The organism is Variovorax boronicumulans NBRC 103145, assembly GCF_001591345.1.
GTDB lineage: Bacteria > Pseudomonadota > Gammaproteobacteria > Burkholderiales > Burkholderiaceae_C > Variovorax > Variovorax boronicumulans.
On the sequence record NZ_BCUS01000010.1, the window covers coordinates 76186 to 90250 of the forward strand.

The window sequence follows — 14065 nt, forward strand, 5'->3', positions numbered from 1 at the left end:
CTCCGTCGGTTGGGGAATCCGATGCGTGCCGGGAGCCGCTTGCGCGGGCCCGGCAGGGTGGTGGTGGGCCGCCGCATCGTTCGAGCGATGCGCTGCGGCCGGTGTGGGTTGGCGTGCGCCGGGTTCAGGCTGCTTTTTGCAGGCCGACCGGTGCAGCCTGGTGGCTCGCGAAATAGTCCATCGCCGCCTGCACGCCGCTGCCCGCGAGCTTGATGCCGCTGAGCTTCATGCCCATCTCGACACCCGCGACCATGGCCACGAGCGTCAGGTCGTTGCTGTCGCCCAGGTGGCCCATGCGGAACATGCGGCCCTTGAGCTTGCCCAGGCCGGTGCCCAACGACAGGTCGAAGCGCTGGTGGATCAGGCGGCGCACCGCGTCGGCATCGACGCCCTCGGGTGTGATCACGCCGGTGAGCACGGGCGAGTACACGGACGGGTCGGCGCACTGGATCGGCAGGCCCCAGGTGTTGACCGCGGCGCGCACGCCGGCGGCCCAGCGCTGGTGGCGCGCGAACACGTTGTCCAGGCCTTCGCCGAGGATCATGTCGAGCGATTCCGAGAGGCCGTACAGCAGGTTGGTGTTGGGCGTGTAGGGCCAGTAGCCGTCCTTGTTCATCTCGACGATCTCGTCCCAGGCCCAGAAGGCCTTGGGCAGCTTCGCGTGCTTCGAGACTTCGAGTGCACGGGGCGACAGCGCGTTGAAGCTGATGCCGGGCGGCAGCATCAGGCCCTTCTGCGAGCCGCTCACGCAGACGTCGACACCCCATTCGTCATGGCGGTAGTCGGCGCTGGCCAGACCCGAGATGCTGTCGACCATGAGCAGGGCGGGGTGGCCCGCCGCGTCGATGGCCTTGCGCACCGAGGCGATGTCGGAGGTGACGCCGGTGGAGGTCTCGTTGTGCACCACGCACACAGCCTTGATCTTCTTCTCGGTGTCCTTGCGCAGGCGCGCCTCGATGAGCTCGGCCTGCACGCCGCGGCGCCAGCTGGGCGCATTCGGCAGGTGGGCGTCGGTGCCGGTGTAGGCCAGGAACTCGGTCGACAGGCCCAGGCGCGTGGCCATCTTCTGCCACAGCGACGCGAAGTGGCCGGTCTCGTACATGAGCACGTGGTCGCCGGGGCTGAGCGTGTTGGCGAGTGCGGCCTCCCAGGCGCCGGTGCCGGAGGCGGGGTAGATCGCGACCGGGTGCTTCGTCTTGAAGATCTCCTTGATGCCGCCGAGCACCTTCAGTCCCAGCGTGCCGAACTCAGGCCCGCGGTGGTCGATGGTGGGCAGGCTCATGGCCCGCAGGATGCGGTCGGGGACCGGGCTGGGGCCGGGAATCTGGAGGAAGTGACGGCCGGTGGGGTGGATGTCGAGTTGCAGCATGGGCTCTCCTTGTGCGCTCAGTTTTGCATTCAAAATGCATTTATGTATGCTGGTTTACACCTATCAACCTAGGTTGTATCGGCTATTTTTTGCATTCAAAATTCAGACAAGGGAACCCCATATGACCGCTGAAATCATCGAAATCTCCAGGCTGGCCTTGCATGACCAGGTGGTGGCGCGCCTGCGCACCATGCTGGTGGAGGGGCGCATCGCGCCCGGCGCCAAGCTCAACGAACGCGAGCTGTGCCTGCAGCTGAACGTGTCGCGCACGCCGCTGCGCGAGGCCATCAAGTTGCTGGCGGCCGAGGGGCTGGTCGATCTGCTGCCCAACCGCGGCGCGGTGGCGGTGAAGCTCACCGAGGCCGACGTGCTCAACACCTTCGAGGTGCTGGCGATGCTCGAGGGCATGTCGGGCGAGCTGGCTGCCAAGCGCATCACCGACGAAGAACTGGCCGAGGTGCGCGCGCAGCACTACGAAATGATGGCCTGCTTCGCGCGGCGCGACCTGTCGGGCTACTACCGCCTGAACGCGCGCATCCACACCGCCATCAACGACGCGGCGGCGAACCCGGTGCTGTCGAACACCTACCGCTCGATCAACGCCCGCGTGCAGTCGCTGCGCTTTCGCACCAACCAGGACGAGACCAAGTGGAAGCACGCGGTCGAGGAGCACGAGCAGATGGTGCAGGCGCTGGCCGCGCGCGACGCGCAGGCCATGCGCAAGGTGCTCACGGCGCACGTGCTGCGCAAGCGCGACACCGTGCTGGAGCTGCTGCGCGCCGGGCAGATCTACCCCACTGCCAAGAGCAAGACCACGAGCAACAACGCGAGCTAAGCACCCACATGCGCATCGACCCCGCCAGCCACATGCAGCCAGCCGGAACCGTTCTTCCGCCCAACGACACCTGTGAACTGCTGGCGCGCCGGCTGCGCACCGACACGCAGGGCGAGGTGCTGTTCGACGACGGTTCGCGCGGGCGCTATGCCACCGACGCGTCGATCTACCAGATCACGCCGGTCGGCGCCTTCGTGCCCACGAACGAGCGCGACATCGCCACCGCCATCGACATCGCGCGCGACCTGAAGGTGCCGGTGTTGGCGCGCGGCGGCGGCACCAGCCAGTGCGGCCAGACCACGGGCGCGGCGCTGGTCATCGACAACAGCAAGCACTTTCGCAAGGTGCTCGATGTGAACGTGGAAGAGGGCACCGCGACGGTCGAGCCCGGCCTGGTGCTCGATCACCTGAACGCGCAGCTGAAGCCGCACGGGCTCTGGTACCCGGTCGACGTGTCGACCAGCGCGCAGGCCACGCTGGGCGGCATGGCGGGCAACAACTCCTGCGGTTCGCGCTCCATCGCCTACGGGAACATGGTGCACAACGTGCTGGGCGCGAGCGCGTGGCTGTCGAGCGGCGAGCTGGTCGAGTTCGGTCCCGTGGGCGCGCTAGGTGCGCGCGCGGCGGGCATTGCGCAGTTCGTGCATGGGCTGGCGCAAGAGCACCGCGACGCCATGGCGCAGCACTGGCCCAAGGTGATGCGCCGCGTGGCGGGCTACAACCTCGACATCTTCGACAACCAGAGCGAGAAACCGTACACGGCCGACGGCAGCGTGAACCTCGCGCACCTGCTGATCGGCGCCGAAGGCACGCTGGCCTACACGCGCAGCCTGAAGCTCAAGCTGGCGCCGCTGCCGCGCGCCAAGGTGCTGGGCATCGTGAACTTCCCGACCTTCCATGCGGCCATGGACGCGGCGCAGCACATCGTGAAGCTCGGGCCGACGGCGGTGGAGTTGGTCGACCGCACGATGATCGAGCTGAGCCTGGCCAACCCCGCGTTCAAGCCGACCGTGGAAACAGCGCTGATCGGCAAGCCCGCTGCGATCCTGCTGGTCGAGTTCTCGGGCGCCGACAAGGCTGCGTTGCTGCCTCAACTGAAGCGGCTGGTCGAGCTGATGGGCGACCTCGGCCTGCCCGGCAGCGTGGTCGAGATGGCCGACGACGCGCGCCAGAAGAACCTGTGGGAAGTGCGCAAGGCCGGCCTCAACATCATGATGAGCCTCAAGGGCGACGGCAAGCCCGTGAGCTTCATCGAAGACTGCGCCGTGCCGCTTGAGCACCTGGCCGAATACACCGACGCGCTGACCGAGGTGTTCGCCAAATACGGCAGCCGCGGCACCTGGTACGCGCATGCCTCGGTCGGCACGCTGCATGTGCGGCCCATTCTCGACATGCGCGCCGACGGTGCGGCCAAGATGCGCGCCATCGCGGAAGAGGCCAGCGCGCTGGTGCGCAAGTACAAGGGCGCCTTCAGCGGCGAGCACGGCGACGGCCTGTGCCGCGGCGAATGGATCGAATGGCAGTTCGGTCCGGCGATCAACGAGGCTTTTCGCGCGATCAAGCAGCAGCTCGATCCGATCGGCCTGTTCAACCCCGGCAAGATCATCGACCCGCCGCGCATGGACGACGGCGCGCTGTTCCGCTTCGCGCCGCCCACGGCGCCCAGGCCGTACCGCCGCATCGAACTGAAGCCCGTGCTCGACTGGTCGGGTTGGAACGTCAACGCCGACCCTGTGACCGAGGTGACCACCGCGCCCGGCACGGGCGGCGACAGCACCGGCGGCCTCGCCAAGGCCGTGGAGATGTGCAACAACAACGGCCACTGCCGCAAGTTCGACGCCGGCACCATGTGCCCCAGCTACCGCGTGACGCGCGACGAGCAGCACCTGACGCGCGGGCGCGCCAACACGCTGCGCCTGGCGCTGTCGGGCCAGCTCGGCGCCGACGCCTTCACCAGCGAGGCCATGCACGAGACCATGGACCTGTGCGTGGGCTGCAAGGGCTGCAAGCGCGACTGCCCGACCGGCGTCGACATGGCGAAGATGAAGGTCGAGTTTCTCGATCACTACAAGAAGCGCCATGGCCACACGCTGAAAGACAAGCTGGTCGCCTACATGCCCGACTACGCGCACCGCGCCAGCCGCATGCCCTGGCTGCTGAACCTGCGCAACCGCGTGCCGGGGGCGGCATGGCTGGGCGAGAAGATGCTGGGCTTTTCGGCGAAGCGCTCATTGCCTGAATGGCGCACCGACACCTTCTGGCGCGGCAAGGCCACGGCGGCGGCAGGCCTGTTTTCCGATCAGCCCTCGGTGCTGGCTGCGGCAGCGCGTGGCGAGAAGGTCGCCGTGCTGTTTGTCGACACCTTCAACGGCACCTTCGAAAGCGAGAACGTCTTTGCGGCCGCGCGCGTGCTGCACGCTGCAGGCTATGCGCTGCACACGGTGGAGAAGGGCGGCGGGCACCACTGCTGCGGCCGGACCTTCCTGGCCAGCGGCATGGTGGACGAGGCCAAGGTGCGCGCGGGGGCACTGATCGACGCGCTGCTGCCGCTGGCGCAGGCCGGTGTTCCCATCGTCGGGCTCGAGCCCTCGTGCCTGCTCACGCTGCGCGACGAGACGCTGGTGATGGGCTTCGGCGACAAGGCGCAGGCCGTCGCGAAGCAGGCGCTGCTGTTCGAGGAGTTCATCGCCCGCGAACGCAAGGCCGGCCGCTTCGAACTCGCACTGAAGCCGGCCACCGCGCCGATCCTGCTGCACGGCCACTGCCACCAGAAGGCCTTCGGCGCGGTGAGCCCGATCATGGACGTGCTGAAGCTCATTCCCGGCGCCGAGCCCGAACTCATCGAGAGTTCATGCTGCGGCATGGCCGGCAGCTTTGGCTACGAGGCCAGCCACTTCGAGGTGTCGATGCAGATGGCCGAGGCGAGCCTGCTGCCCGCGATTCGCGCCAGGCCCGATGCGGTCGTGGTGGCGGACGGCACGAGCTGCAGGCACCAGATCGGCGACGGCGCGCAGCGCGAGGCGGTGCATGTGGCGGTGCTGTTGGCGCGGCACATGATGCTCTGAGGCGGCTGCGGTTTTCTCTTTCGGAAATCAGAAGGGCGGAGAGACCACTTGGCGCCAGCTGCGGCGCCAGGTGCGGGACACCCCGCAGCCGTCGCCGATCTTCTCGGTTTCGCCGGTTCCGGTCAGGAAGCCCGTTTCATTGGTGCAATTGACTTCGGGCTTGCCGTCGGGGCGGCCTTCGTTGGGCTGGCCGACCATGTTGCGCGAGGTCACGTTGCCGCGCGTGAAGCCGCCGGCAGGGTTCGAGACGATCGAATAGAAATCGAAGCTGCCGTTGCCATCGACGTCGAACGAATATTTGTTCTTGCCCGTCAGCGCGTCCAGCACGTAGGTGTTGTTCGGCAGGCTGCCGGTGGCCGTGCAGGACTCGATGCCCAGGTTCTTGTCCTCGGGCAGGAAGGACGTGACGATCACGCTGCTGCCCAGGTTGCTCAGGTCGCCGACCACGCGCTCGCCGTTCTCCATGGCGCCGGGGTAGGGGATCACGCCGAGGTTCAGCAGCCATCCCTTCTTGGCTTTCCAGTCCACGGCGTTGCTGCTGACCTGGTAGAAGCTCTTGTCGCGCTCGTTGAGCAGGCCGACCTTTGCCGAGGCCTTGTCGATGGTTTGCTCCACGAGGTCGGCGAGTTCGACCTTGCGTGCGTCGGCCTTGGCGTCGCCGCCGATGGGCGTCGGGTCCCAGATGCCGTAGATGGCCTGTTTCCGGGCGGGCGTTGCGAGGTCTTCCTCGTCAAGCAGGATGCCTGTGCCGACGACCACGATGGCGCCGCACTGCGTGGAGGCACTGTACGTGCAGGTGCTTCCGTCGCCGGGGTGGACCTGCCACGCCGGTGCGGCGTAGATCGGCTGCGTCTTGCCGCCCGGCGTGGTGAACAGCAGCTGGCCCTTGGCGGAAGGCCCGAGCTTTGCGCTGCGCAGGTCGAAACGCCACAGGTTGCCGTTCGCGTCGCCGGCGTAGGCGGCGACGATGCGGCGGGTGGTGTCCCGCACGGCGACCACGCCGCCCAGGCCGCGGTTGCCGCCGGTGGTGGCGTTGCCATATTCCGTGGGGAGCCCGATGAATTTCTTGAGCTTGCCGGTGAGCGCCTCCACCATGTACAGCCCGACCTGTTTGCCGGCTTCGGGGTAGTGACCGCTGCCTGTGAGCATGACCCAGGTGCCGTCGTCCAGCTGGCCTGCGACCGGGTTGTTGGTCACGTGGGCCAGGTCGGCGTAGTCCTTGTGCTTGTTGTTCACCTCCCAGAGAAAGTGGTTCTGGGTCGGCGTGCGGCCGGTGGCACCCAAAGGCGATTCCAGGCCGTACATGAACGGGCCCGCGCGCCCGCCGGTGCCCAGCACCACCTGGCGCCATGTGTTCTTTCCACCTGCCGGCGCCACGCCGTTCTTGTCGTACACGTCCTGCTCGACCAGCGGGCCGTCGAGCGTGTAGCGGAAGCGGAAGTTCGGATTGGCCAGGACGACCTGCGACGCCATGGCGCCCTTGGGCATGAAGGCGGCCAGCTCGATGCCCCCTGCGTCGTTCCTGGCGGCGTTCAGCACGTGGACCTTGCCGTTGTTGGTGGCGGCAAAGATAGTGGGAGGGGCTAAGCTCTTGAGCGCCTTGTAGTCGGCATAGGGGGTGCCCCTGCCGTCCACCGCGCTCAAGGGACCATAGCCCATGTCGAAACGCCCGCCCACGAACACCGGCGGCGAGTTGACCGAGGCGCCGATGGGCTGCTTGCGCAACCGGTAGACCGTGCCGTCGGCGTCCTTCTGCGGGTCGCTGCCCAGCAGGTAGCGGACAAAGCTCTCGTCTGCGGCCTGTTGCTTGTCCGCATTGAGCAGGGCTTGGAAATCGGCCGGCAGTTTGTCCAGTCGCGTGTCGTTGGTCAGCACCGTGCGCAGGGCCGATGCGGGGGCGTTGGGGTCGTAGTTCGACAAGGCGAAGATCGACCGCTTGTTCGCGGAGGGCATCCTGACATTGGCGGACCAGGCCGGGATCGGCTTGCCGGCCTTGTCGACCGCGTTGTAGTCGCCGTCGGCATTCAGTTCGAAAGCCTTGATGTCGCCGCTGTTGTCCGCGGTCTGGTACTCGGTCGTGTACTTGTACTGACCTTGCAGCGTCTGGAACTCGTTGCTGTTGCCCGACACGGCCACGCCCGCGTCGTTGCCGGACCCGACCATGCTGCTCAGGGCGTTGTCGAGTGCCCGGCGCACGTCGTCGCCCGAGTAGACGCTGTAGGAACGGCCGCCGCCGGTGAAGCCGGCGTGGATGAAATCGTCCACGCGTTGTGCATCGCTCGTCTTGTTGCCGTCGTTCAGGTCGCCGGTGGGCCAGTTGGGTTTCTTCGCCGCGTTGCCGGCGAGCCAATCGTTGTTGTAGCTCTCGATCTGCGCCCAGGTCAGCCCCCCGTCCTGCCCGCGTCACCCGAGGGCGTAAGGCCCCAGCCGATGGTGAAGGTGGTCATGTTCTGCCAGAACGTGGGGTTGTGCTGGCCGCCCATGGGGGGAACGTCGTTGGGGAGCATCTTGGAGAAATCCGTATGCCAGAAGTAGCGGGCCGTGAGGTCGGCAAACCCGTTGCTGCTGGTGCCGCCGTCGCCGTAGGGGATGTACGTGTTTCTGGCGTTCAGCTTCTTGATCGCATCCGTGCTGTCGTAGCCGGGCGCACCCTTTGGGTCATAGCTGAATGCAGTGGCACTTGCAGACGGTTTGCCGTCGAAGTTGATGCTTGCGCTGCTGGCGGTGTAGCGTGTGTCGATGCCTTGCGCGGTCTTCGCGTTCCAGGCGCCGTCGGACAGCACGATGCTGTAGGCGCGCCGGCAACTCAGCTCGCCGCTCTTCGGGTCATTGGGGTCGTTCTTCCAGGGGCTGTTCAGGGGGGAGGAGGTGATGGACTTCGTTGCGGTGCCGGCGTAGTAGCTGGCTGCGAGCACCAGGGCGTTGTGGCTGGGTGTTCCACCCTTGGGGTTGATGCCGTAGATCCAGTCGTAGAAGCTGGTCTTCCACTTCTTTCCGTTCGCGGCCGCTTCGTCCCTGAAGTAGTTGACGCCACTCACGATGCCTAGCGCATCGTCTCCGTTGTTGTTGTACTGGACGTAGCCCACCCGGAACTTGTTGTCATAGCTTTGCATCGCCAGGCCCAGGGCCGTGCTGACCGCCAGCGTGCGGGAGCGGTACCACTCATACCAGTTCGCGATGTTCTTGCGTTCCTGCTCCGTGGTGCACCGGGTGGCGTTCGGCCCGCAGTCGGTTCGCCTGTGTCCGCCGGGCAGTTCGACGGTGTCCGTGGTGGATGGCGCGCTGATGGTGGTCACGGACCTGTTGGTGGCCATGGCGCAATTGGCGTCCTTGCATTGCACGTAGGTGAACTTCCTGGAACCCGCCGTGGTTCCGGATTGGTGATTCGGACTCGTGTCGTTCGACGACTGGTTGTCCACGAAGAAGGTGGGGTTCGTCTTCGGCGTGCCCTTCGAGTCCACCCTGGCTGCATAGGTGATGGACGGGTTGTAGTACTGCGTATTGATGTTGCTCGATCGCATGGCATACCAGCCGAACTTGTCTTCGCAGTTGTTGCCGCCATCTCGGCCACCATCCCTGCCGCCGTCCCTTCCGCCTTCGCTGCTGCCATCCTTGCAGTTGTCCCTGACCGGATAGCCTTCCTGCGATTCCTCGTCCATCGACCCGGAGTTGTCCAGCACGAACATCAGGTTGGGCTTGGCGCCCGGCACGGCGTTGTAGAGGGGGGCCTGGCTTGGTGTCGTGACAGCGAGTGTGCCGTCCATGGGCAGCAGCAGCGTGGCGGCCAAGGCGGCGAATGCCCGCCGCACGCGCGTGGCATGGGTGGGGGCGGAACAAGAAAGCGAGCGCGCGGTGGTCATGCGGTTGTTCCTGCGGTTGAAAGTGGGGGCCTGATGGGACGTGCGAGATTCATCTCCAGCACTCCTTCGTCAGCAGCCCTGTGACCTCGTCATCCATGTCCTTCACACCCAGGCCGCTCAAGGTCAGCGTGCCGCACCGGTCGCCGGTCATGCTGCCGGTGCGGGTGGCCTTGAGGATGTAGCTGGGTGGGGTGTCGCGGGCGAAGACGGCGATGGTGTAGTTGGCGGTGCCGGATTTCGGCGACTGCTGCAAAGCCTTGGGCAACAGGCTCTCCGCGCCTTTCTTCTGCTCGGTCTCCTCGCCGGCATCGCCCGCAACAGCGGTGTAGCGGTCGTTCGCCGAGTAGTAGCGCTGCATGAACTGCGCGGCCTCCATCAGGATGCCCTGGGCTTCGGCGCGCTTGGAGCGGCGCACGTGCTCCTGGTAGTTCGGCAGCGCGATGGCGGCCAGGATGGCGACGATCGCGACGACGACCATGACTTCGATCAGCGTGAAGCCGCGGCGGGAGCGCGAAGAAGCAGAAGGCAGGTGTGTCATGGCGATGAAGGTCATGGAGTCATTTGTCGCGCGTCAGCACGGACTGCAGCCACGCTTCGGCGCCTTGGGTGGCGATGCCGGTCGACTTCTCGAACCTGGCGTTGTTGGCAAAGCCCCGGGCGGTGATCAGGTAGCCGGTCAGACTGGGCGTCGAAGTGGTGGCGATCTTCTGGATGAGGCAGCGCGGTTCGATCTCCAGGGGCGTCGCGTCGACCGTGGTGCCGGTGGGCTTCTTGTTGACGTAGGCCTTCGGAACGACGATCGCGCTGTTGCCCACCCAGCTGGCCTTCTTGCGCCATGCCGCGGTTTCGTCGAACTCCGAGCCGATGGGGGTCGTGATGATCCGGGCGCGCATGCCGACGGAGGCGTACTCGGTGTAGTCCTTGTCGTCGCCGTCGAAGATGGCCACCTGTTCGCAAAAGCGCAGCGCGGTCTCCGCGGCCTCGCGGGCCACTTCGGCTGATCGGATGCCGTTCACGCTGCGCTCGCTCTGCGTGGCATTGCGGATTGCGAAGGTGCCGACCAGCGACAGGATCACGACCAGGACCAGCGTGACGATCAGCACGGCGCCGCATTCGTACGCACGGCCGGCGATGCGGCGCGGAAGAGGGGATGGCTTCGTGTTCATGGGGTGATCAAGCGGTTGCGCAGCAGCACCGTGGTGGTGAAGGTCCTGCGCAGGTAGCCGTCGGTGCCGGTGCGGTCGGTGTTGTCGCATCGCTTGTAGGCAAGGCCACCGTCGGGCACGTCGCGCACCGGCCGGTCGCTGCGCATCTGCAGGCACACGCGCACGCTCAGCACGCGGCTCCAACGGTCTTCGGCGAGATCGGCAAGAACGCCGCTGCTGGCCAGGGCATCGACACCCGCGGCATCCAGGTACTTGACGATCTGGTGTCGCAGCGGGTCGTAGGTGGCCGCCAGCTCGATGCTGGGACGGCTGGCCACGCCATAGAGAATGCGCATGCTCTCGACGTTGGCCAGCAACGGCTGCGAGGGGCCGATGGCGTTGACGGCATCGCGCTTTTCCATGCCGCGGCAGGACAGCATCGGCGCCGTGCTCGCGTCGGTCACCAGATAGCGGTTGTCGGCCAGTGTGTAGTTGGCGGGTGGGGGCGCGCCGGGTGCCGGCGTGGGCAGCGGGTTCACCTGTGTAGGCGTGAGCGCGTTGATGCCGTTGCCCAGGCAGTTCGTCGCCAGCTTGGCGTCGGTGCCCGTGGGCATGGTGTTGTCGGTGGTGGCTTCGTAGCGGATGGCGATGGCGTCGCTGCCCTTGCCTGTGCACGACAGCTTGTCGAAGGCGGCTGCGGCGTCGGTGAATCCACCGGTGCATCCGCGCACGGCGGGGCCGGCGTAGTTGCCCATCACTGTGGCGCCGTTGCTCGGGATGAGCTGCTGCGAATAGCCGGCCTGCTTGAGCTGCTGCTGGATCAGGTTGAGCGCGAGGATGCCGTCCTCGTTCAACTGCGTCTCGGCCTGCGACAACTGGCTGCTGCGGCTGGAGGTCGAGAAGGTGGACAGGGCGGCGGCCAGGATCACCAGCCCGATCGTCAGCGAGATCATCAGCTCGATCAGCGTGAAGCCGCGGGCCGCGTTGCGCGTGCGTGGGAGTGCAGTGAAGACGGTGCTCACAGCGTGATCCGGAAGTACATGCAGTTCACCTCTGCCGGGGCCGCGATGTTGGCGCCGGCGATGGGGCAGGCCTGGCGCAGCGCGAAGCCCGTGTCCTCCGCGATGGCACGCCAGATCAGCCAGATGTTCAGCACGCGCGTGGCCGGCAGGCCGTTCACGCCGGAGGCCGCGTCGGCCAGTTCCGTCGTGACGTAGGCCGTGCCGCCGGGCAGCCGGTTCCCGACATTCGTGAGCCATTGCGCGAGGTCGTAGGCGGCAATGGCCGCGCCGCAGGTGTTGACCGGCCTGTCGGGAACGGAGGTGTCGACCTCGCACGCGGCGGGCGGCGGCGTGGGGTCCGTGGAGGCAGCCTCGCGCGTGCTGGCGTTGTAGGCCTTGGCGTGGGTGTAGCCGGCAAAGCCCGCGAGGTTCGCGCGGGCACGTTCCGCGTAGTCGTTCACCAGGCTCAGGCCGGTGGCGCGCATGCGCGAGAACTGGTTGTACTTGAGGGCTGCCGAGGTGAGCCCCGCCATGCCGAACAGGCCGATGGCCAGGATGACGATGGCGACCAGCACCTCGAGGAGGGTGGCACCGCGTTGTGTAGGGCGCTTCATTCGTCGTTGCCCGAACAGTCTTCGCCATCCGCGGCGTAGCGGATACGCCCGGGCTTGCTGATGCACAGCGTCTTGCGTGCCCATGGGGTGGTGCTGGACTTTTCGAAGCCGGGGGCATCGACCGTGATGCTGTTGCTTCCCGAACTCACCAGCCCGTTGGGCAGGAAGACGAAGCGGCCTGCTTTGCCGAGGGCGATCTTCGCGATGCCGGGCAGTGCGTCCTGCCGCAGCAGCACTTCGTCTGTCGACTCGGAATAGGAGAAGTCGCCGTCGCGGTCGTTGTTGACGAAGACGATCCAGCCGGCCGCTAGATCGTTGCCGCCCGAGCCGGTTTCGCAGTCGACCGCGGTGCCAGCGCGCAACTGGCAGACGACGACGGCTCTTGCGCGGGCGATGGCTTCAGTGCGCGCGATGCGCAGCGAACCGGTCACGGCATTGACGGCGTTGGACAGCCGCCATTGCACGATGAAGCGCGTCATCGAAGGCGCCGCGATGCCGATCAGGATCGCGAGGATCGCCAGCGTGACCATCAGCTCGATGGCGGTCAGTCCGCGCTGGTCGCGCAGCCGCGCCGGCCGCGAGGAATCGCGTGGCCTCATGTGCATGTCTCTCCCTGTTGTTTTGGAATTTCAGCCGACAACTTCTAGGCGCGAGACTAGGGGGCGATGCACATGTCCGACAACGGCTTGCCGACGTTCGGTGCGTTCGAAAGGATGAGCGGAAATGCCTCGAAGCGCCGAATGAAGGTCTGGTATTTCGAGGTCTTCGGCTGGTACTTTTTCTCTTCTGCGGAAGAGGTCTTCGCGCCCCTGTCCGCGCGTCGTTTTTCAACCTTGAATCACAATGCTTCGATGACTGCCGCATCCCCTTCCGATTCCGGCTTTGCCTTGTTCCCGACCGCCATCGGCGTCTGCGCGCTGGCCTGGGGGCCACAGGGGCTGGTCGGTGTGCAGCTGCCCGAAGAGCGGGGCGAGGCCGCGACGCGTGCACGCATGCACCGACGCTTTCCTGATCTGGAAGAAGCCCCGCCGTCGCCGCGCGCGCAGCACGCCATCGCGGGTGTGCAGGCGCTGCTCGAAGGTGCGACCGACGACCTGTGCGACATCGAACTCGACATGCGCGGCGTGTCCGAGTTCTATCAGCGCGTCTATGCGATCGCGCGGCGCATTCCGCCGGGGCAGACGCGCACCTACGGCGAGGTGGCCGAAGAACTGGGCGACAAGGGCCTGTCGCGCGCGGTCGGCCAGGCCATGGGCCACAACCCCTTCGCGCCGGTCGTGCCGTGCCACCGCGTGCTGGCCGCGGGCAACAAGCCCGGCGGCTTCTCGGCGGGCGGCGGTGCACTGACCAAGCTGCGCATGCTCGACATCGAAGGCGCCACGCCCAGCGGGACGCGCTCGCTGTTCTGAGCTTGAACGTTCAGGCCGCCGGCACGGGCAGCCGCTGCAGTCCTGCGATGCGCGAGCCGAAGATGATCGCGGCCTGCAGCACGAAGCCCGCGAGCGCCAGCAGCAGGCAGGCCGGCTCGCCCCACAAGGCGCCCACCAGGCCGCCGAGCGCCGCGCCCACGGGGCGTGCCCCTGCGTTCACCGTGAGGAACACCGCCGACACGCGGCCCAGCATCGCCGAGGCCGTCACGCTCTGGTGCAGCGTGGTCGAGGTGATGACCCAGACCATCGGTCCCGCGCCGAACAGGAAGAACGAGAGCGCGGCCAGCGAGGCGGTCGGCACGACGAGCGTGGCCGCCATCGTCGCGGCGGCGGCCACCGCCACCGCCGGCCCGACCTGGATCGCGCGGCCGAACGGCAGCCGCGCCGTCACGCGCGAGGTCAGCAGCGCACCGACCACCATGCCCGCACCGTACATCGCGAGCGTGAAGCCCACGGCCTGCGCGCCGAGGCCCAGCACGCGCACGGCATAAGGCACATAGCCCGCCTGCAGCACGAACCACGAGATGTTGAAGACCGCGCCGGTCATCAGCATGGGCCGCAGGAACGCGTGCTGCCAGACGAAGCGCGCCCCGTCGTGCACGTCGCGCAGCGGATGGCGCGACGGGGCCGCAGGGCGGGGTGCTTCGTTCAGGCGCAGCAAGAGGCCCACGGCCGCCACCGACAGCACCGCCGCCAGCACGAAGGCCGACGACGCACCAGCCCACGCGACCAGCGCGCCCGCAAGC

At 66.9% G+C, this 14065-nt stretch carries 12 protein-coding genes; 3 read left to right on the forward strand and 9 right to left on the reverse strand.

Annotation, left to right across the window (positions count from 1 at the left end; all coding sequences use genetic code 11):
* Positions 1-124: 124 nt before the first annotated feature.
* Entirely contained in the window at positions 125-1369 is a 1245-nt protein-coding gene (locus VBO01S_RS05050; protein ID WP_062471396.1) for a pyridoxal-phosphate-dependent aminotransferase family protein, read from the reverse strand.
* A gap of 121 nt (positions 1370-1490) precedes the next feature.
* Between VBO01S_RS05050 and VBO01S_RS05055 the strand changes: the two genes are divergently transcribed.
* Positions 1491-2204 (forward strand): GntR family transcriptional regulator, encoded by a 714-nt coding sequence (locus VBO01S_RS05055; protein ID WP_062471399.1) that lies wholly within the window; start codon positions 1491-1493, stop codon positions 2202-2204.
* Between the two features lie 8 nt (positions 2205-2212).
* Positions 2213-5269 (forward strand): FAD-binding and (Fe-S)-binding domain-containing protein, encoded by a 3057-nt coding sequence (locus VBO01S_RS05060; protein WP_062471402.1) that lies wholly within the window; start codon positions 2213-2215, stop codon positions 5267-5269.
* 27 nt (positions 5270-5296) lie between these two features.
* Here VBO01S_RS05060 and VBO01S_RS33150 read toward each other — a convergent pair whose 3' ends face one another.
* From VBO01S_RS33150 to VBO01S_RS05095, 7 genes are all read right to left on the reverse strand, one after another.
* A complete protein-coding gene (locus tag VBO01S_RS33150; protein WP_062471405.1) occupies positions 5297-7534 on the reverse strand; it encodes a pilus assembly protein in 2238 nt (745 codons plus the stop codon).
* 116 nt (positions 7535-7650) lie between these two features.
* Positions 7651-9129 carry a hypothetical protein gene (locus VBO01S_RS33155; RefSeq protein WP_062471407.1) on the reverse strand — a complete coding sequence of 493 codons (1479 nt, stop codon included), beginning with the start codon at positions 9127-9129 and terminating at the stop codon, positions 7651-7653.
* Between the two features lie 49 nt (positions 9130-9178).
* A complete protein-coding gene (locus VBO01S_RS05075) occupies positions 9179-9682 on the reverse strand; it encodes a type IV pilin protein (RefSeq protein ID WP_082817986.1) in 504 nt (167 codons plus the stop codon).
* A gap of 4 nt (positions 9683-9686) precedes the next feature.
* The gene (locus VBO01S_RS05080; protein ID WP_082817987.1) at positions 9687-10295 is read right to left on the reverse strand and encodes a pilus assembly PilX family protein; all 609 of its coding nucleotides are present in this window, start codon (positions 10293-10295) and stop codon (positions 9687-9689) included.
* Positions 10292-11296 carry a PilW family protein gene (locus VBO01S_RS05085; protein ID WP_062471411.1) on the reverse strand — a complete coding sequence of 335 codons (1005 nt, stop codon included), beginning with the start codon at positions 11294-11296 and terminating at the stop codon, positions 10292-10294. Before VBO01S_RS05085 ends, VBO01S_RS05080 begins: the two co-directional genes overlap by 4 nt.
* Entirely contained in the window at positions 11293-11889 is a 597-nt protein-coding gene (gene pilV / locus VBO01S_RS05090; protein ID WP_062471413.1) for a type IV pilus modification protein PilV, read from the reverse strand. Before pilV ends, VBO01S_RS05085 begins: the two co-directional genes overlap by 4 nt.
* On the reverse strand, positions 11886-12488 hold the full coding sequence (locus tag VBO01S_RS05095; protein WP_082817992.1) for a GspH/FimT family pseudopilin: 603 nt from the start codon (positions 12486-12488) through the stop codon (positions 11886-11888). Before VBO01S_RS05095 ends, pilV begins: the two co-directional genes overlap by 4 nt.
* A 252-nt stretch (positions 12489-12740) precedes the next feature.
* Here VBO01S_RS05095 and VBO01S_RS05100 point away from each other — a divergent pair, with 252 nt between their 5' ends.
* Positions 12741-13298, forward strand: a complete 558-nt coding sequence (locus VBO01S_RS05100) for a methylated-DNA--[protein]-cysteine S-methyltransferase (RefSeq protein WP_062471436.1) — start codon at positions 12741-12743, stop codon at positions 13296-13298.
* Between the two features lie 10 nt (positions 13299-13308).
* On the opposite strand, the gene VBO01S_RS05105 is transcribed toward VBO01S_RS05100, so the two are convergent.
* On the reverse strand, positions 13309-14065 hold a 757-nt coding region (locus VBO01S_RS05105; RefSeq protein WP_157627292.1), incomplete at its 5' end, for an MFS transporter.

What these genes read in the sequence shown, in the direction of transcription:
- VBO01S_RS05050 (WP_062471396.1), bottom strand. Translation starts at nt 1,369, where the DNA reads ATGCTGCAACTCGACATCCACCCCACCGGCCGTCACTTCCTCCAGATT.
- VBO01S_RS05055 (WP_062471399.1), top strand. Translation starts at nt 1,491, where the DNA reads ATGACCGCTGAAATCATCGAAATCTCCAGGCTGGCCTTGCATGACCAG.
- VBO01S_RS05060 (WP_062471402.1), top strand. Translation starts at nt 2,213, where the DNA reads ATGCGCATCGACCCCGCCAGCCACATGCAGCCAGCCGGAACCGTTCTT.
- VBO01S_RS33155 (WP_062471407.1), bottom strand. Translation starts at nt 9,129, where the DNA reads ATGACCACCGCGCGCTCGCTTTCTTGTTCCGCCCCCACCCATGCCACG.
- VBO01S_RS05075 (WP_082817986.1), bottom strand. Translation starts at nt 9,682, where the DNA reads ATGACCTTCATCGCCATGACACACCTGCCTTCTGCTTCTTCGCGCTCC.
- VBO01S_RS05080 (WP_082817987.1), bottom strand. Translation starts at nt 10,295, where the DNA reads ATGAACACGAAGCCATCCCCTCTTCCGCGCCGCATCGCCGGCCGTGCG.
- pilV (WP_062471413.1), bottom strand. Translation starts at nt 11,889, where the DNA reads ATGAAGCGCCCTACACAACGCGGTGCCACCCTCCTCGAGGTGCTGGTC.
- VBO01S_RS05095 (WP_082817992.1), bottom strand. Translation starts at nt 12,488, where the DNA reads ATGAGGCCACGCGATTCCTCGCGGCCGGCGCGGCTGCGCGACCAGCGC.
- VBO01S_RS05100 (WP_062471436.1), top strand. Translation starts at nt 12,741, where the DNA reads ATGACTGCCGCATCCCCTTCCGATTCCGGCTTTGCCTTGTTCCCGACC.